An 18283-nucleotide genomic window follows, 5' to 3' on the forward strand; every position below is an offset into this window, starting at 1 on the left:
AAGTCTTGGATATTGAAACATAATCCGATACACTAGAAAGAGCTGTATTTCACAAGAGCGTCAGAAAGGGAGACGGGAGATATATGGATGAGTTTGATTTGATTCACAGTATTACGCCGCATTCGCATTATCATCCTTCCGTCGATGTAGGGATCGGTGATGATGGTGCGGTTTATACAGCGTCACCCCATATGCAGCAAATTGTCTGCCTTGATACAATGGTGGAGAATGTCCATTTTAAATTAGAGTATTCCTCTCCTCATGATATCGGTTATAAGGCGCTTGCTGTTAACATTAGTGACGTGGCGGCGATGGGAGGCATTCCGAAGTTTTATTTGGTGTCTCTAGCGGTTCCTTCTTGCTGGCAGAAAGCTGACGTCCAGGCAATGTATGAAGGAATGGCGGAACTGGCGAAACTATATCAAATGGATTTGATCGGGGGAGATACCGTCTCCGCTTCCGGTCAAGCCGTAATTACCGTTACTGTCATCGGAGAAGTTGAGAAGGATTGCGCTTGTCTGCGAAGCTCGGCAAGACCCGGGGATGTTGTGTTTGTTACGGGGGATATCGGCTCTTCCGCAGCAGGACTGTCTCTTTTGTTGGGAGAAACACTCCCTTCTGCTTTTCATACGAGTGATTATTTTATCCGCAAACATAAACGGCCCGTTCCGAGAGTTCAGGTCGGCCGCTTCTGCTCTCAGCTTCAGCGCGCGGCTCTGAATGATATCAGTGACGGATTGGCCAGTGAGCTGCATGAAATAGCTGCGGCAAGTTCAGTTACGATAGAAATTGAAGAACAACTTCTGCCGGTGCATCCGGATTTGCCTGAGGCAGATTCTGAGTGGAAGAAATGGGTGTTATTCGGCGGTGAAGATTTTGAATTGGTTGGAACGGTTTCTCAGCAAGAGTGGATTTCTTTGCTTGATTACTGCACTCAATCGGGCATTCCGATTGCGAAGATAGGAGCGGTGTCTGAACGGAAGGAAGCATGTGTTCTTTTGACAGCCAATGATCAGAGACAAATCGTCCTTGAGAAAAAAGGATACAATCATTTTAAATAAGACGGGTGACTCACTTTGAAGACATTACAATGGAGAACGAAAAACCCCGAAGAAACGAAAGCCGTAGCCAAGCTTGCCGCTTCTTTGGCAAAGCCGGGAGACATTTTGACACTGGAAGGCGACTTAGGCGCGGGAAAAACGACTTTTACAAAGGGTTTTGCCGAAGGACTGGGAATCACGAGAGTGGTAAACAGCCCGACTTTTACAATTATAAAAGAATACCATGACGGTTCGCTTCCTCTATATCATATGGATGTGTATCGTATGGAGGATGAAAGCGAAGACTTAGGGCTTGAAGAATATTTTGAGGGACAAGGCGTCTGTTTAATTGAATGGGCTCATTTAATTCAGGATCAGCTGCCTGCTGAACGGCTGCAGATCGTCATCAAGAGAGCCGGTGATGAGGCAAGGGACATTACCTTTACGGCTTGCGGAACACGGTATGAAACGCTTTGTGAGGAGATAAATAAACATGACAATACTGGCAATTGATACGTCAAATTACACGCTGGGTGCCGCGCTCGTTCGTGACAAAACGGTGATGGCGGAGTATATTACATATTTAAAAAAGAATCATTCCGTGCGGGCCATGCCTGCTGTCAATTCATTGCTGAAGGATTGCGGCCTAACACCGCAGGATCTTACAAAAATAGCGGTGGCAAAAGGACCGGGATCGTATACAGGTGTCAGAATCGGTGTGACGCTGGCAAAAACATTGGCATGGTCGCTGAAGCTTCCGGTTTCCGCTGTCTCGAGTCTGGAGGTGCTGGCGGCTAACGGACGGCACTTTCAAGGACTGATCTGCCCGTTATTTGATGCCCGGCGCGGACAGGTATATACGGGACTTTATGAATATCAGGACGGCCGATTACAATCCGTTCTTCCTGATCAGAATGTCCTTTTGACTGATTGGCTCGGCATGCTGAAAGAAAAAGCGTCTCCGGTTTTATTTTTAGGGCACGATACAGCCATTCATGAAGAAACCATTCTGCATGAGCTGACATCACAAGCAGTGATAGGAACGGCTGCACAGCATAATCCGCGGCCGTCAGAGCTGGCGTTTTTAGGCTTGGAAAAAGAAGAAGCGGATGTACACAGCCTTGTTCCGGATTATTTGCGTCTGGCAGAGGCTGAAGCGAAATGGATGGAATCTCAAAAATAGGGTGATAGGGATGAAAACGAAAACGGCGATTCGAAGCATGCGGCCGGAAGATATTGATCAAATTTATGAAATTGAAACAGCATCCTTTACTTCTCCGTGGACGAAGGATTCATTTTATCATGAGCTTTTGGAAAATCCGTATGCCCACTACCTTGTCATTGAAAAGGACGGCTGTCTGGCGGGGTATTGCGGAATCTGGATTATTATAGATGACGCGCAGATTACGAACATAGCCATTAAGCCGGAATATCGGGGCCAATCATTGGGAGAAGCGCTGTTTCGCTCTGCGATAGAATTGTGCAGAGAAAAAAAGGCAAGAAGGCTCTCTCTCGAAGTCAGGGTCTCAAATCATCCCGCCCAATCCTTATATAAAAAATTAGGTCTTCAGGCCGGAGGAATCAGAAAACAATACTATACAGATAACGGGGAAGATGCGTTATTAATGTGGGTGACATTACATGAGTGAAAAACAAGATATTTATGTATTAGGAATCGAAACAAGCTGTGATGAGACAGCGGCCTCAGTCGTAAAAAACGGGAATGAAATTATTTCAAACGTCGTCGCTTCTCAAATTGAAAGCCATAAACGTTTCGGCGGGGTCGTGCCTGAAATAGCGTCCAGACATCATGTGGAGCAGATTACCCTTGTGATTGAGGAAGCTCTCTCAAAAGCGGAGATGGGCTTTGATGATCTTGATGCGATTGCCGTAACGGAAGGACCCGGACTTGTCGGAGCCCTGTTAATCGGAGTCAATGCGGCAAAGGCGTTAAGCTTTGCCCATCAAATACCGCTAGTCGGTGTCCATCACATTGCGGGTCATATTTATGCAAACAGGCTGATAGGAGAGCTTCAGTTCCCGGCGCTTGCTTTGGTTGTGTCAGGCGGACATACGGAATTGGTTTATATGAAAGAGCACGGTTCATTTGAGGTTATCGGTGAAACGCTGGATGATGCCGCAGGCGAAGCTTACGACAAAGTGGCAAGAACGATGGGGCTTCCTTATCCGGGAGGGCCGCAGATTGATAAGCTGGCTGCCGTGGGAACGGATTCCATTCCGCTTCCGCGTGCATGGCTGGAAGAAGGGTCTTACAATTTCAGCTTCAGCGGCCTAAAATCAGCCGTGATTAACACGCTTCATAACGCCTCGCAAAAAAATGAGGTGATTCCTCCGGAGGATCTTGCCGCAAGCTTTCAGCAGAGTGTCATTGATGTACTGACGGCAAAAACCTCAAAGGCCGCGAAACAATACGGGGTTAAACAAGTGCTGCTGGCAGGGGGCGTAGCCGCTAACAAAGGGCTGAGAGCCGCACTGCAGCAGGAATTCAGTCATTCGGGAGATCCCGAGCTTGTCATCCCGCCGCTTTCTTTATGCACGGACAATGCAGCGATGATTGCGGCTGCCGGAACCGTTGCTTTTGAAAAGGGGATCCGGGGTTCATATGATATGAACGGACAGCCCGGTTTGGAATTAACATCTTTTGATCGTCTCACGTTGTAAAACGTGAGGCTTTTTTTTACTTATTAACAGATAATTCTAACATATCCACAGGATTGTGAATATATTCAGAAATCCAGGCTGGATAAGGGGCTGTAAGTTGTTAGTAAAGTGGATAAAGTCAGAAAATTTTGTGGATAGTGTGTATAAAACGCTTACTTACATGGCTGACAAGGAGGATAGCTGTGGATAAAAAAGCACCCCTTAAAGAGGTGCTTGACGTTTTCTATTCTTCTGAGGAGAGTTCCTCCCATTCTGCTAATAAGTTTTCGAGCTCTTGATTCAGAGCTTCATTCTCCGCGTGAATGGTCTGTACCTTTTCATGATCCTGATACACGTCAGGATCGCACAGCAGCTCCTCATTGGCGCTGATTTTCTCTTCGGCGGATGAGACGGCCGCTTCGATTTCTTCAATGCGTCTCAGGCGCTGCCGTTCTTTCTTCTTCCATTCTTTTTCTTCCTCGTAAGTTCTTTTCGTATCCTGTTTGACCTTGCCGGCAGGCTGAGCCTGCTCCTTTTCCTGCCGCTTCATTTCTTCCAGTTCCAGCTGCTGGGCTTTTTTCTCGGTGTAATAGTCATAGTCTCCCAAATATTCTTCTGCATGATCAGGTGACAGCTCCAGCACTCTTGTGGCGATTCTGTTAATAAAGTAACGGTCATGCGAGACAAATAACAGTGTTCCCGGGTAGTCGATCAGGGCGTTTTCCAGCACCTCTTTACTGTCCAGGTCAAGGTGGTTTGTCGGTTCATCTAGGATGAGAAAGTTTGCTTTTTGAAGCATCAGCTTGGCAAGCGCGACTCTTGCTTTCTCCCCGCCGCTTAACGAACGGACCGGTTTCAGGACATCGTCTCCGCTGAACAGAAAGTTGCCGAGGCATGTCCTGATCTCTTTTTCCGGCATGTCCGGATATTCATCCCACAGCTCGTCCAGCACGCGTTTGGACGAGGTCAGTTCAGCCTGCTCCTGATCATAATAGCCGATTGTGACGTTGGAACCGTACGTGATCGACCCGGATTCCGGACTGATTGTATTCATAATGGTTTTCAGCAAAGTTGATTTGCCGATTCCGTTCGGTCCGACGAGGGCGGCGCTTTCGCCTCTTGTAATGCCGAAGGTCAGGTTTTTCAAGAGCGGAGGCTGGCCGTCATAGCTGATGGAAACATCCTGTACGCGCAGGACGTCGTTTCCGCTCTGTTTTGTAATGTCAAAACGGAAGGCGGCTGATTTTTCATCCCCGAGCGGCTTTGCCATGACGTCCATCCGTTCAAGCTGTTTTCGTCTGCTTTGGGCTCTTTTCGTTGTAGAAGCTCTGGCCAGATTGCGGTCGACAAAATCTTGAAGCTTGGCGATTTCGTCCTGCTGTTTTTCATACAGCTTCAGGTCTTTCTCATACTGCTCAGCTTTTTGTTCTAAATAGGCGCTGTAGTTGCCGAGGTATTTTTTGCTTTCTGTCCGTGAGACCTCGTACACTTGGCTGACGACTTTATCAAGAAAGTATCTGTCGTGGGAAACGATCAGAATGGCGCCTGAATATCCCTGTAAATAATGCTCAAGCCATGTAAGCGTATCGATGTCGAGATGGTTCGTCGGTTCATCCAGAATAAGCAGATCAGGCTGGGTCAGCAGCAGCTTTCCGAGCGCAAGTCTTGTTTTCTGACCGCCGCTCAGGCTTTGCACTTTCACGGAATCGTCAAATTTTCCGAAGCCGAGGCCGTGAAGGATAGAGCGGACGTCCGCTTCATATTGATAGCCGCCTTTATCCTTGAAATCCTGCTGAAGCCTGTCATAGGTTTTCATCAGCGTCTCAAGCTCCGCCGGGGCGGCCGTGGCCATCTTTTCTTCAATAGAGCGCATCTCTTTTTCCATTGCTTTCAGGAAATCAAAAACGCTCAGCAGTTCTTCTTTTATGGTAAGCTGGGATTCCAAGCCTGTGTGCTGGGCAAGATATCCCATCGTTAATTCTTTCGGTTTGATTAATTCACCCTTTTCATATGAAAGGTGACCTGCGATAATTTTAAGGAGAGTTGATTTGCCGGCTCCGTTTCTGCCTACTATGGCGATGCGATCCCGAGATCTGACTTCAAGCTTTATATTGTTTAAAATAGGATCAGCGCCAAAAGATTTGGATAGCTGATTAATTTGTAAGATCATCATATTATTTCACCTCTGTTATAATAAGTTAAGTGTAGCTTATCAACCTGCTGTCAGCAAACAATACATCAGAATTGGAACATTATAGGATAAGACATCAGGGAGAAAATAGTGTATGATCAGAAGTAAGGAGAGTTTAAATATGAATGGATTTTCTCATTTTAATGAAGAAGGCCGTGCCCGCATGGTGGATATAAGCGATAAATCTTCAACAGTTCGTACTGCCGCTGCGATATCCAGCGTACACATGAAGCATGACGTGTACAGCAGAATCAAAAACCGCGAGATCGGAAAAGGAGACGTGCTGGCTGTCGCACAGGTGGCAGGAATTATGGCCGCAAAGCAGACGTCAGCGATTATCCCGATGTGCCACCCGCTTTCTTTAAGCAGCGTCGACATTTCATTCGGCTGGGAGGAAAAGGATTCAGAAGCCGTTCTTCATATACAGGCAAGCGTAAAAACGAAAGGGAGTACAGGTGTGGAAATGGAAGCGCTAACTTCCGCTTCAGTCTGCGCTTTGACCGTTTATGACATGTGCAAGGCGCTGGATAAAGGAATGGTCATCGGCCCGACCTGCCTCATGGAAAAAACAGGAGGCAAAAACGGTGATTTTAAAAGAGATGCATCTGAGTATAAAGTGGAGGACCAATCATGAACAAGGATCAATCAAAAATTCCACAGGCGACGGCAAAACGGCTGCCGCTTTATTATCGCTTTTTAAAGAATTTACACGCGTCAGGAAAGCAGCGCGTTTCATCAGCTGAACTGAGCGACGCGGTAAAAGTCGATTCGGCCACGATCCGCCGGGATTTTTCCTATTTCGGGGCGCTCGGCAAAAAAGGATACGGCTATAATGTGGATTACCTGCTGTCATTTTTCAGAAAAACACTGGATCAGGATGAAACGACGAATGTCATTTTGATCGGTGTCGGGAATTTAGGGACGGCGTTTCTTCACTATAATTTCACAAAAAATAATAACACCAAAATATCTATGGCTTTTGATGTGAATCAGAGTAAAATAGGAACTGAGGTAGGCGGTGTGCCTGTCTTTGATCTTAATGATTTAGAGCTTCACATTAAGGATGAACCCGTGGCGATTCTTACCGTTCCGGCGGTTGCCGCGCAGTCAATCACCGACCGGCTCGTGTCGCTCGGAATCAAGGGAATCCTTAACTTTACGCCGGCCCGTTTGAATGTGCCGGATCACATTCGAATTCATCATATAGATTTAGCTGTAGAACTTCAATCATTGGTTTATTTCTTAAAGCATTATTCTGTTTTGGAAGAAATTGAATAGCGAAAGGAGGAGCTGCACATGATCGGTCCTGGAAGCCTGGCGGTTATCGGTGTGGTGGCGGTGATTATTTTCGGTCCGAAGAAGCTTCCCGAATTAGGAAAAGCGGCGGGAGACACGCTTCGTGAATTTAAGAATGCTACTAAGGGATTAGCCGGTGAAGAAGAGGAAAAAAAGAAAGAAGAACAGTAAGATAGGATGACGCGTATGAGAGTGAATCAAATGACGCTTGTGGAGCATATTGCCGAACTTCGGAAACGATTGCTGATTGTGGCGTTATCCTTTACGGTTTTCTTTATTGCCGGCTTTTTTCTGGCAAAACCTATCATTGTGTATCTTCAAAAAGCCGATGAAGTAAAAGAGCTCACCCTTAATGCTTTTAACCTGACGGATCCGCTGTTTATCTTTTTGCAGTTCGCGTTTATTATCGGCATCATTTTGACTTCGCCGATTATTCTCTATCAGATTTGGGCGTTTGTCAGCCCGGGTCTGTATGAGAAGGAGCGCAAAGTAACACTCAGCTATATTCCGATTTCGATCGTGCTGTTTGTCGGCGGTGTGTCGTTTTCTTATTATATTCTATTTCCGCTGGTCGTTGATTTTATGAAGCGGGTTTCGAATGACCTGGATGTCAACCAGGTGATCGGGATCACCGAGTACTTTCATTTTCTGCTGCAGCTGACGATTCCGTTCGGACTGCTGTTTCAGATGCCGGTGCTGATCATGTTTTTAACGAGACTCGGTGTTATCACGCCGAGGTTTTTATCGAAGATCAGGAAGTATGCGTATTTTGTGCTGCTTGTGATCGCCGCGATGATTGCGCCGCCTGAGCTGCTGTCTCACTTGATGATTACCATTCCGCTTTGCATTTTATACGAGATCAGCATTCTGATCTCAAAAGCGGCGTACCGGAAAAGGCAGACCGGCAGTGAATCTGACCAGGACGTATCAGCATAAAAAAAGCCATTTCTCCATGATGAGAAATGGCTTTTCTTTTATTTTTGATTTTTTTTCACTTTAAATGAGAAGGCGAACATTTTAAACGAGATGCTGATATTATAAGCGGCGAAAACCATCAGCAGTATGGAATAAAAAGACCACATGCTTCCCGGAGAGCTTGCGGCCAAATACGTAAAGATACAGCCGACTGCGAAATAAATCAATCCCCAAGTCATTGGGTTCCTCATACAAACAATCCTCCAATAATTAATTGCATTTGCTCACTATGCTGTTCAATATATTTTTGGGCGGGGCCGAGCTGCATGACCACGACAATGGTATTCATCATGACATGGGCGAATATCGGCACAATAATCCGTTTCGTCTGCACATACAAGAACGCAAAGGTAAAGCCCATGGCCGTATACAGCAGCAGGTGCGTGAGGTCTTGATGCACAATGCCGAAAATGACGGAACTGATCAGTCCGGCGATAAAGAAATTCGTTTTTTCATATAATACACCGAAGATGATCTTCCGGAAAATGATTTCTTCAAGAATCGGCCCGACGATAGAAGAAACGATAATCATGAGCGGCATGGCTTTAATAATGTTGAGAATGGCTTTCGTGTTTTCGGAACCGCTGCCCACATGAAAGACATACTGCTCAATCATCCCGGCGATTCCCTGAGAAAATAAAGCGAGCCATATTCCCGCGACCGCCCAGAGAACGGACATGCCGGCGGATGCTTTCTTCCCATTTCTTAATGTCTGCTTCGGCGCGGTTCTCAAAATCAAGAGAACGATAATCAGGCAGATAAAAAAGCTTACGACGGAATAAATCCCCTGAGCCATGGTGAGATTCGCATTCGTAGGGTGCCCGCCCGCATAGCCGAATTTGTACATTAAAGGAATGCCGACCAATACGGAAAGCTGCATGATAACATATGTCAAAATGATATACCAATACTGTTTTCTCAAATGATATGTACTCCTTTATCCTATAAAATCAACTTATTTGTTCTTATTGTAACACAAGTGAACTTGACGTGAAAAAAGGAGAAAATCAGTGTGAGAGAGAATCATGTAAGCGTGAAAATTTTTTATTCTTATGACTTGAAATTGGAAGTGAGATTCTTTATTATAATAACTGTGTTAGCACTCTTTAGAGCTGAGTGCTAAAATTACATATTCATACTATTGAGGAGGTTATTACATTGTTAAAGCCATTAGGTGATCGCGTTGTCATTGAACTCGTAGAATCTGAAGAAAAAACTGCCAGCGGAATCGTATTACCGGATTCTGCAAAAGAAAAGCCGCAAGAAGGCAAAATCGTGGCAGCCGGTTCAGGTCGCGTGTTGGAAAGCGGAGAGCGCGTTGCTTTAGAAGTAAAAGAGGGCGACCGCATTATCTTCTCAAAATACGCCGGTACTGAAGTGAAATATGAAGGTACTGAATACTTAATCTTACGTGAAAGCGACATTTTAGCTGTTATCGGCTAAGCAAATAAATATTTTTAAAAATTCGAGGAGGTTTCGTTAACATGGCAAAAGATATTAAGTTTAGTGAAGAAGCACGCCGCGCTATGCTTCGCGGTGTCGATGCGCTTGCTGACGCTGTAAAAGTAACTTTAGGGCCAAAAGGACGCAACGTGGTTCTGGAGAAAAAATTCGGTTCTCCGTTAATTACAAATGACGGTGTGACAATCGCAAAAGAAATTGAACTTGAAGATGCGTTTGAAAACATGGGTGCGAAGCTTGTAGCTGAAGTAGCCAGCAAAACAAACGACGTTGCCGGTGACGGTACGACGACTGCGACTGTACTTGCGCAGGCTATGATCCGCGAAGGCCTTAAAAACGTAACTGCGGGGGCTAACCCTGTCGGCGTGCGTAAAGGTATGGAACAAGCCGTGACTGTAGCAATCGAAAACTTAAAAGAAATTTCTAAGCCGATCGAAGGCAAAGAGTCTATTGCTCAGGTTGCTGCGATCTCTGCTGCTGATGAGGAAGTCGGAAGCCTTATCGCTGAAGCAATGGAACGCGTAGGAAACGACGGCGTCATCACAATCGAAGAGTCTAAAGGTTTCACAACTGAGCTTGAAGTTGTGGAAGGTATGCAATTCGACCGCGGATATGCGTCTCCTTACATGGTGACTGACTCTGATAAGATGGAAGCGGTTCTTGACAATCCTTACATCTTAATCACAGACAAAAAAATCACAAACATTCAAGAAATCCTTCCTGTGCTTGAGCAAGTTGTACAGCAAGGCAAACCATTGCTTCTGATCGCTGAAGATGTTGAAGGGGAAGCTCTTGCTACACTCGTTGTCAACAAACTTCGCGGCACATTCAACGCTGTTGCCGTTAAAGCTCCTGGCTTCGGTGACCGCCGTAAAGCAATGCTTGAAGACATCTCTGTTCTTACAGGCGGAGAAGTAATCACAGAAGACTTAGGCCTTGACCTGAAATCTACTGAAATAGGACAATTGGGACGCGCTTCTAAAGTTGTGGTAACGAAAGAAAACACAACAATCGTAGAAGGCGCCGGCGATACTGAAAAAATCGCTGCACGCGTCAACCAAATCCGCGCTCAAGTGGAAGAAACAACTTCTGAATTCGACAGAGAAAAATTACAAGAGCGTCTTGCGAAACTTGCCGGCGGCGTAGCTGTCATCAAAGTCGGCGCTGCGACTGAAACTGAGCTGAAAGAGCGTAAACTTCGCATTGAAGACGCCCTCAACTCAACTCGCGCAGCTGTTGAAGAAGGCATCGTATCCGGCGGTGGTACAGCGCTTGTCAACGTATACAACAAAGTCGCTGCAGTGGAAGCTGAAGGCGATGCGCAAACAGGTATCAACATCGTGCTTCGCGCGCTTGAAGAGCCGATCCGTCAAATCGCGCACAATGCAGGTCTTGAAGGATCTGTCATCGTTGAGCGCCTGAAAAACGAAAAAATCGGCGTAGGCTTCAACGCTGCAACCGGCGAATGGGTAAACATGATCGAAAAAGGTATCGTTGACCCGACAAAAGTTACACGTTCTGCTCTGCAAAACGCAGCTTCTGTAGCAGCAATGCTCTTAACAACTGAAGCCGTTGTCGCTGACAAACCGGAAGAAAACGCCGGCGGCGCAGGAATGCCTGACATGGGCGGCATGGGCGGTATGGGCGGAATGATGTAATCAAACGGAGAAAACCTTTGATATACCAAGGGTTTGACCGTTGATATCATCTGAAATGCTCAAAAAAATAACATTTTGATAACATTTCTTCATGAAATTCTGAAATTGAGGATGTTTCCGAAAGTCTAATGGACTTTTGCGAAGCATCCTCTTTCATTTTGAAGGATAAACTTTTAGTATTGTTATGCTTTTACATTACGGCAAGTAAATCTGCAATTTGCTTATATAATTCTGACAATGGTGGATTTTTAAAATGTGTATAAATTTAACATATCGAGAACTTTTACTTTTTATTGGCTAAAAAAGAAAGGCCCTGCTAAGGGCCTTTCTTTAAGCTGCTGTTGTTGTCGTTTTATCTTTTCTGACAAGTCCCATGATCCCTGGAATAATAAGAAGAACAGCAGGCAGTAAATAGAACATTGATATACAAATTACTCCGCCAATTCCTGAGATAAGAAGCAATACTCCTCCGACTTTAGGTTTCTTCTTAACTACTACTGAAGCGACAATACCCAAAATTGATAGGACAACAGCTCCCCAGCCTAAACCAATGATTTCGCTTGTACCGCTTGAATTAAAAGAGGCATCAAGTCCACCAATAATCAATGCCATGATCGCCCCAATAAAACCAAAAATTCCACCCAATAATCCTAAAACAAATTCAGTTGTTCTTTTCATTGTTAAACTCTCCCTTACTTAACTGGTACTGTAATTGATACAGCTTTATTTTTCATGAAGTCTATGTGACAACATCTCCAAGGTTTAATTTCATTTCTTTGACTTTATCAACATTATTTTTTCATCTGGAGCAGAGAATTCAAATACGCCTTTTTGTTTTATTCCGCCTTGGACTTCTCCATCAGTTAAGAACATGTTTGCAGCTAATTGCCAATAACGACATTCTTTGGTCAGAATAAAAGGTCAGGTTTTTGTCAGTTGTATTTTTGATGTTTATTACGACGTTTATCTTGTCTCTCATGATCTTTATATCGCCCAGATTAACTCATGCCCAGTGCTTCAGCATATTGCAACGACTTTTTTAGAACAGTCATCTTTAGTCTTTCAAGCTTTTTTATTTTTTGAATCACTATCCCTGTGAGACATCATTTGTCGAGCTACTACAAGCCGCTAAAAACTAATGATAGTACTAAAGACATGAATAAAAAGAGTTACTTCTTCACCTAAAACCCCCAGTTTATATAATATAATACCTATATATAATCGACTATAATCAATTAAATTTCAAGGGGAAATTACCACTTTTTCTAAAAAATTCTTAGCGGAAGAGAATAAGCTATAAAATATCACTTGAAATATCAAAGTTGGAAATCATTCAACTTACTGCTAGCTTTAAACATTAAAGGCCACATACAGTTTGACATCCTATTAAGTTCTAGTGTAGCCCTAGTACTGGTTTTATCATTTTGACAGATTTGGTATCCCATCACTGCTAAACATTGATTCAAAAATATTTATTAAAAACTAATTTTTCATGATGTTAGGAGGAATAATGCAAATAAACAGCAAAAACCCTTGTTATATCAAGGGTGGATATTTGATTTCATCTGAATTGCTCATGCATTCTAGCAAAAAAGACCTTATCAGTTAACTCAACTGATAAGGCCTGATTTATTTATAAATAAGGTGTGAGGGGTTTATCTTAGATGGAATTCACACTTTCCTAACTACAATGTGACTTCACCATTTCCTTCAAGCACCATTCTCAGCTGCTCAACCTCACCCCGAATCCCAATCCCAGGCTCCCACGAATCAATCAGACGAATTGCCTTCTGATTCGATTCCATCGCTTTCTTATTTTCTCCTTTACGATACAACAGCTGCGCCATCCCGTAATAATAGTAGATCAGTTCAACTTGATTGGCGTTGTGTTTGTCATAGAGCATTTGTTCAAAGGCTTTTTCCGCTTTTTTGAGCTGATCACACTTCACGTAAGCCATGCCCAGGTTGAAATAGGCTTCTATTGTTTTTTCGCCGCCGTATGCGGCGCTGGTTGTGTTTGCCGCTTCGTATAATGTGATGGCTTCTTCGTAGTGAGAGCGGGCGAAACTCAGGTCGCCGCGGACCAGAAGAACCCTGTGCCGGATAATGGGCGAGACGGGCTGATCTTTGATGCCGTCCAGCATTGCTGCCGCTTTGTCCGGTTCTCCGGTTTTTAACAGCAGCCTCGATTGCAGGGCGGTTCCCCATACTTTCAAGTCGTCGTGATCCGGCGCGCCTGATTGTTCGAGTATCTTCAGGCCGGCTTCTATTTGCCTGAGAGCTCCGTCTGAATCGTTGACTTCCATCAGCGCCCAGCCTGCCGTGTCGATCCGAAAGTAAGCTTCCCGCGTGTGTTCGCCTGATTGATGGGCGGCATCGGCGGCTTTTAATCCGTATTCGATTCGCAGGGGCAGGTTGATTCTGCTTAGAAAGTGGCTGATACGGATGATGAGTTTGATCAGGATGTCATGTTGTCCGTTTTCGCTCGACCATTCGATGACCTTTAGGATGTTCGGCCATTCCTTTTTCATTTGCTCTAAATTCCGTCCCAGCAAGTAGCTCCAATAGACAGAATTGGGCTGTTCCCGCTTTATATGGGTTTCCGCATAATCAATATAATAATGCGCCCAGCGGCTGCGGGCTTCTTTTTCAAATTCGTGATTTTCGGATAAGTGCTGTTCTCCGTAAGCGACAACGGTTTGATGGGCAGCGTATTGAATTCTTCCTTCGCCTCGTTCCGGCTGTATTAAAGCATATGACCGCATTTGCTCAATCGCGTAATGAAACCGCCGGACGTCTAATCCGGCCGCTTGAGCCAAGCTTTTTTCATCAGGGGGCTTAGCGAAAAAGCAAAGCGTCTGCCATAGTTTTCGTGTGTCATCATGACATCTGTCCCATGTGCGGCCAAAGAGAACCTCAAACAATTCCAATAATGAGTAACCTGCTTGTTTAAGCTCTTGTATGAGCTGGGGAGCGGGGATGTCGTCGTCTGACATGTAAGCGATGCTGAGTGCCATCGCCTTCGGATTGCCGGCGGCTGCCGAGATGAATTCATTCTTAAGGTCAGGCGATAGCCGCAGCAGCTGCTCCAGCTTTTCCCGTTTATGCGGGAGGTTGCATGTTTGCAGACAGCGGTGCACTTCTTGATGGAAAAATTCAAGGGCATCCGTTTGTTCAAGGCCGCTCAGCTGGATGGCCGCCAGTTCCCCGAGGCCGTCCCGGTATGTCTGTTTTACGTTTTCCCGTGCCGTAAGGAGGACTTTTACGCCTTGCGGAAGGCCGATGATAAATTCGTGAATGTCACGTTCCGCTGTATCAATGCTGTCAACGATCAGCAATACTGGTTTTTCGTTTGAATGAGCGGCTAATGCATTGCGGACGACGAACCGTTTTTCGTTGATTGATTTGTCGATTTGTTCTGTGCGTCCGAGCTGATAGGCGATCGTGTTTAAAAAATCGCTGAAGCTCAATCCTTTCCAATCCGCACTGATCCAGATGATGCTGTTGAATGCCGGCCAATCTGGTGAACTGCCGGCACAAAGGTAGGCTGCTTCAAGAGCGATTGTTGTTTTTCCCATGCCGGCCCAGCCCGTGATTAAACAGACCGGTGACGGAGACAGCATCCATTGCCGGATTGCTTCCATATCAAAGCCGCGTCCGATAAAGTTCCCGGTCCGGCGTGACGGTAAGTTATGCGTAACGGACTTTCTTGTAAGCGCATTCGTTTCGTGGCTTGGTCTGTCATGAAACAGCCGCTTTACTGCTTTTTCAATATCTTCATCACTCGGCGCTCCGAATGATCCGTCTTTCCGGAGTATTTTTGCTTTTTTTAGACAAGACGCCGTCCAAACGGGCAATGCGGGTTTGATGACGGGAATGGTGGTGGTTTCCAGAAGGCCGGTCAGCCATTCAGGATCCATGTCAGTCTTTTCTATAATGATCCAGATCATGCCGAACAGCTTTCCGTCGTCAATTCGTCCGGGAATGTAGTTTGCGCCCATCTGTCCGATCCAGCTTTTGATCGTGTTAGAGGAAACGCCTAATCGGAGTGCGATTTGATCTATATAAGACTGTCCGGCTTTTACATTCTTTGTCCTTTTGATTTTGTAATCAGGATGATGTTTCAGCGATTTGACGGCAGGTGCCAGCAGTTCTGCAAATTGTGTCCGGTTTTCAAGTTCAGCCATTAGCCTGCACCTCCTATTAGTACTATTTTATCAATTCAGTGTTTTTTGTATATGAAAAAATAAAAAGTACAGTGCGGCTGTCCTTTTATACAGCAGGAAAGGCTGTTGAACGTATGGAAAAGCAGATAAAATAGGGGCAGTAATAGAGAAAACAAAAATGTATGCATATGCACTTACATTTCAGAGCAGAGAAAGGATTTTGCCAAATGACTCACACAGTGCCTCAAAACATGAAAGCGGCGGTTATGCACAACACGAGAGAAATCAAAATCGAAACATTGCCCGTGCCTGACATCAATCATGATGAAGTGTTGATTAAGGTGATGGCTGTCGGAATTTGCGGATCTGATCTGCATTACTATACAAATGGCAGAATAGGCAATTATGTAGTGGAAAAACCATTTATCCTCGGTCATGAATGCGCGGGAGAAATTGCCGCCATCGGATCGTCTGTCGATCAATTTAAAATAGGAGACCGGGTCGCTGTCGAACCCGGTGTCACATGCGGACGCTGTGAGGCGTGTAAGGAGGGGCGTTATAACCTTTGCCCGCATGTACAGTTTTTGGCGACACCGCCGGTTGACGGCGCGTTTGTCCAATATATCAAAATGCGCCAGGACTTTGTTTTTTCGATTCCGGATTCACTATCCTATGAAGATGCGGCTTTGATCGAGCCGTTTTCTGTCGGCATTCATGCGGCCTCGAGAACGAAGCTTCAGCCCGGTTCAACGGTTGCGATCATGGGAATGGGCCCTGTGGGGCTGATGGCCGTTGCGGCAGCGAAAGCATACGGGGCAGGCACAATTATTGTGACCGACTTGGAGCCGCTGCGGTTAGAAGCTGCGAAAAAAATGGGAGCGACGCATGTCATCAATGTCCGGGAACAGGATGCCGGTGAAGAAATCACAACGATCACGAATGGCAGAGGTGTTGATGCTGCTTGGGAAACAGCGGGGAATCCGGCGGCATTGCAATCCGCACTGGCTTCCGTGCGCCGGGGCGGAAAACTGGCGATTGTCGGTTTGCCTTCTCAGAACGAGATTCCGCTCAATGTGCCGTTTATTGCAGATAACGAGATTGATATATACGGAATCTTCCGTTATGCGAATACGTATCCGAAGGGAATTGAATTTCTCGCTTCCGGCATAGTGGACACGAAGCACCTTATAACGGACCAATATCCGCTGGAGCAGACGCAAGAGGCGGTGGAACGGGCCTTTCAATACAAAAATGAATGCTTAAAAGTGATGGTGTATCCAAATCGCTGAGTGAACGGGGAGGATCTTTGCATTCTCCCTCTTGCTTATCAAAAATGAAAACGGATTCTTGGGGTGGGAAATGATGATTGAAACAGAAAAAGCAGCGGCAGTAAAGACGAAATATCGCGGCCTGTCCTGGATGGAACGGATCGGCTACGGATTCGGCGATATGTCGTACAATATTATCTTTCAGTTTGTAAACGCATACTTATTATTCTACTATACAGACGTCGGCGGCATTAAGCCTGCGGTCATTGCAGCTTTGTTTCTTATCGTAAGGGTGCTGGACGCTATTTTTGACCCGATTATGGGCGTGATTTTAGACAAGACGAATACAAGATGGGGAAAGGCAAGGCCGTATCTTTTGTGGGTGGCGTTTCCTTTTGCGCTATTTACGTTCTTATGCTTCACGACCCCTCATTTCGGCGAGACGGGGAACATGGTTTATGCGTACATCACTTATATTCTGCTTGGGATGTCCTTCAGCATGCAGACGATTCCGGTCAACAGCTTAACGGGACGGATGACGAATTCCGTGGAGGAACGGACGGTTCTGACGACGACCCGGATGATTTTGGTTTATATCGGTATTCTGTTATCCATTTCCTGTGCGACACCGCTTGCGGACGCCATCGGCGGGAAAGATCAGGCGTTTGGATTCCAGATGACGGCGCTTATCTATGCGGCGGTGAGCATCGCATTGAATCTGTTCAGCTTCTTTACTGTGCGGGAACGGATTCAGCCTGAAAAAAGAAAAAAACAAGGAATGAAAAAGACGTTGTCTGTTTTGTTCCGAAACAAGCCTTTGCTCATTTTGGTTTCTGCATTTTTGGCGTTTGCGATTGGGTTTAACATTAAGCTCAGCACGATGGTGTACTATTTTACGTATAACGTCAGCCATAAGGAATTTGTGTTTTTAGGAACCGTGTTGTTTTTCGGCGCAGCGCTGATCAGCAATCTGTTTATTCCTTTCTTTTCTGAGAAGCGGGGCCGGAAGCAGGTTATGATCATCACGGCGGCGCTATCGCTGATTTCTTATGCGGGCCTTCAGTTTACATCGTATTCTTCGCTGCCGCTTATCTTCTTTTGGCTTTTCGTTTCGGGATTTTTTACGACGCCTTTAAATACGCTTGCTTGGGGAATGGTTGCCGATTGTGTCGATTATGCAGAATGGAAAACCGGAGTCCGGGCTGATGGCGTGGTGATTTCGAGCATGAGTTTCATCAATAAGCTCGGAGTTGCGCTAGCCGGGTCATTTTCGGCCGTTTATCTCGGAATCGCCGGATATGCCGCGAATACCGATCAGACGGCCTCGTCATTGAATGCGATTAAAAATATGAATGCGCTCATCCCGGGATTGTTCATTCTGCTGTCTATTATTCTTATTTCTTTTTATCCTTTAACTGAAAAAAAATATCAGCAGATGATGTCTGATCTGGAGCAAAGAGCTGCAAGATGAGTATACGTAAAATTTAAAATATTCTATGTAAACGGTTGTATTTATGACAGAAAGCACTATACTGAAACTATAATCGAGAATTGATAAATGAGTGTG

General features: G+C 45.4%; 18 protein-coding genes. 13 read left to right on the forward strand and 5 right to left on the reverse strand.

Annotation, left to right across the window (positions count from 1 at the left end):
* Nucleotides 1-83 precede the first annotated feature (83 nt).
* The 5 genes from thiL to tsaD are packed head-to-tail and all read left to right on the forward strand — an operon-like array spanning nt 84 to nt 3722.
* Nucleotides 84-1061 (forward strand): thiamine-phosphate kinase, encoded by a 978-nt coding sequence (gene thiL / locus J6600_RS03095; protein ID WP_072177304.1) that lies wholly within the window; start codon nt 84-86, stop codon nt 1059-1061.
* 15 nt (nt 1062-1076) lie between these two features.
* Nucleotides 1077-1553 (forward strand): tRNA (adenosine(37)-N6)-threonylcarbamoyltransferase complex ATPase subunit type 1 TsaE, encoded by a 477-nt coding sequence (gene tsaE, locus J6600_RS03100; protein WP_014417064.1) that lies wholly within the window; start codon nt 1077-1079, stop codon nt 1551-1553.
* The gene (gene tsaB / locus J6600_RS03105) at nt 1534-2223 is read left to right on the forward strand and encodes a tRNA (adenosine(37)-N6)-threonylcarbamoyltransferase complex dimerization subunit type 1 TsaB (protein WP_007408854.1); all 690 of its coding nucleotides are present in this window, start codon (nt 1534-1536) and stop codon (nt 2221-2223) included. Before tsaE ends, tsaB begins: the two co-directional genes overlap by 20 nt.
* A gap of 10 nt (nt 2224-2233) precedes the next feature.
* Complete coding sequence (gene rimI, locus J6600_RS03110; RefSeq protein WP_209387945.1) at nt 2234-2689, forward strand: ribosomal protein S18-alanine N-acetyltransferase; 456 nt, start codon at nt 2234-2236, stop codon at nt 2687-2689.
* Entirely contained in the window at nt 2682-3722 is a 1041-nt protein-coding gene (tsaD, locus tag J6600_RS03115) for a tRNA (adenosine(37)-N6)-threonylcarbamoyltransferase complex transferase subunit TsaD (RefSeq protein WP_206584050.1), read from the forward strand. Before rimI ends, tsaD begins: the two co-directional genes overlap by 8 nt.
* Nucleotides 3723-3945: 223 nt before the next feature.
* On the opposite strand, the gene J6600_RS03120 is transcribed toward tsaD, so the two are convergent.
* Complete coding sequence (locus J6600_RS03120) at nt 3946-5874, reverse strand: ABC-F family ATP-binding cassette domain-containing protein (RefSeq protein WP_020953910.1); 1929 nt, start codon at nt 5872-5874, stop codon at nt 3946-3948.
* Between the two features lie 139 nt (nt 5875-6013).
* Here J6600_RS03120 and moaC point away from each other — a divergent pair, with 139 nt between their 5' ends.
* The 4 genes from moaC to tatC are packed head-to-tail and all read left to right on the forward strand — an operon-like array spanning nt 6014 to nt 8124.
* A complete protein-coding gene (moaC, locus tag J6600_RS03125; RefSeq protein ID WP_003155986.1) occupies nt 6014-6526 on the forward strand; it encodes a cyclic pyranopterin monophosphate synthase MoaC in 513 nt (170 codons plus the stop codon).
* The gene (locus J6600_RS03130; RefSeq protein ID WP_003155984.1) at nt 6523-7170 is read left to right on the forward strand and encodes a redox-sensing transcriptional repressor Rex; all 648 of its coding nucleotides are present in this window, start codon (nt 6523-6525) and stop codon (nt 7168-7170) included. The genes moaC and J6600_RS03130 overlap by 4 nt, the downstream gene beginning before the upstream one ends.
* Nucleotides 7171-7188: 18 nt before the next feature.
* A complete protein-coding gene (locus J6600_RS03135; protein ID WP_003155981.1) occupies nt 7189-7359 on the forward strand; it encodes a twin-arginine translocase TatA/TatE family subunit in 171 nt (56 codons plus the stop codon).
* A 6-nt stretch (nt 7360-7365) separates the two neighbouring features.
* The gene (gene tatC, locus J6600_RS03140) at nt 7366-8124 is read left to right on the forward strand and encodes a twin-arginine translocase subunit TatC (protein WP_007609791.1); all 759 of its coding nucleotides are present in this window, start codon (nt 7366-7368) and stop codon (nt 8122-8124) included.
* 38 nt (nt 8125-8162) lie between these two features.
* On the opposite strand, the gene J6600_RS03145 is transcribed toward tatC, so the two are convergent.
* Nucleotides 8163-8354 carry a YdiK family protein gene (locus J6600_RS03145; protein WP_003155975.1) on the reverse strand — a complete coding sequence of 64 codons (192 nt, stop codon included), beginning with the start codon at nt 8352-8354 and terminating at the stop codon, nt 8163-8165.
* On the reverse strand, nt 8351-9085 hold the full coding sequence (locus J6600_RS03150) for a CPBP family intramembrane glutamic endopeptidase (protein WP_209387946.1): 735 nt from the start codon (nt 9083-9085) through the stop codon (nt 8351-8353). The genes J6600_RS03145 and J6600_RS03150 overlap by 4 nt, the downstream gene beginning before the upstream one ends.
* Nucleotides 9086-9321: 236 nt before the next feature.
* On the opposite strand from J6600_RS03150, the gene groES reads away from it, so the two are divergent.
* Both groES and groL read left to right on the forward strand, forming a co-directional pair.
* Nucleotides 9322-9606, forward strand: a complete 285-nt coding sequence (groES, locus tag J6600_RS03155) for a co-chaperone GroES (RefSeq protein ID WP_003155970.1) — start codon at nt 9322-9324, stop codon at nt 9604-9606.
* A gap of 41 nt (nt 9607-9647) precedes the next feature.
* Complete coding sequence (gene groL, locus J6600_RS03160; RefSeq protein ID WP_003155941.1) at nt 9648-11282, forward strand: chaperonin GroEL; 1635 nt, start codon at nt 9648-9650, stop codon at nt 11280-11282.
* 330 nt (nt 11283-11612) lie between these two features.
* Here the strand turns inward: groL and J6600_RS03165 are convergent, their stop codons facing one another.
* On the reverse strand, nt 11613-11960 hold the full coding sequence (locus J6600_RS03165) for a DUF4064 domain-containing protein (RefSeq protein WP_014417068.1): 348 nt from the start codon (nt 11958-11960) through the stop codon (nt 11613-11615).
* 1007 nt (nt 11961-12967) lie between these two features.
* On the reverse strand, nt 12968-15469 hold the full coding sequence (locus J6600_RS03170; RefSeq protein WP_209387947.1) for a tetratricopeptide repeat protein: 2502 nt from the start codon (nt 15467-15469) through the stop codon (nt 12968-12970).
* Between the two features lie 206 nt (nt 15470-15675).
* Between J6600_RS03170 and gutB the strand changes: the two genes are divergently transcribed.
* Together gutB and J6600_RS03180 are read left to right on the forward strand one after the other, a co-directional pair.
* Entirely contained in the window at nt 15676-16737 is a 1062-nt protein-coding gene (gene gutB / locus J6600_RS03175) for a sorbitol dehydrogenase (RefSeq protein WP_209387948.1), read from the forward strand.
* A gap of 73 nt (nt 16738-16810) precedes the next feature.
* Nucleotides 16811-18187, forward strand: coding sequence for an MFS transporter (locus J6600_RS03180; protein WP_025284356.1), 1377 nt, complete (start codon nt 16811-16813; stop codon nt 18185-18187).
* Nucleotides 18188-18283: the final 96 nt, after the last annotated feature.

Origin of the sequence: Bacillus sp. LJBV19 (assembly GCF_017797845.1) — a bacterium.
Classification (GTDB): Bacteria; Bacillota; Bacilli; order Bacillales; family Bacillaceae; genus Bacillus; species Bacillus velezensis.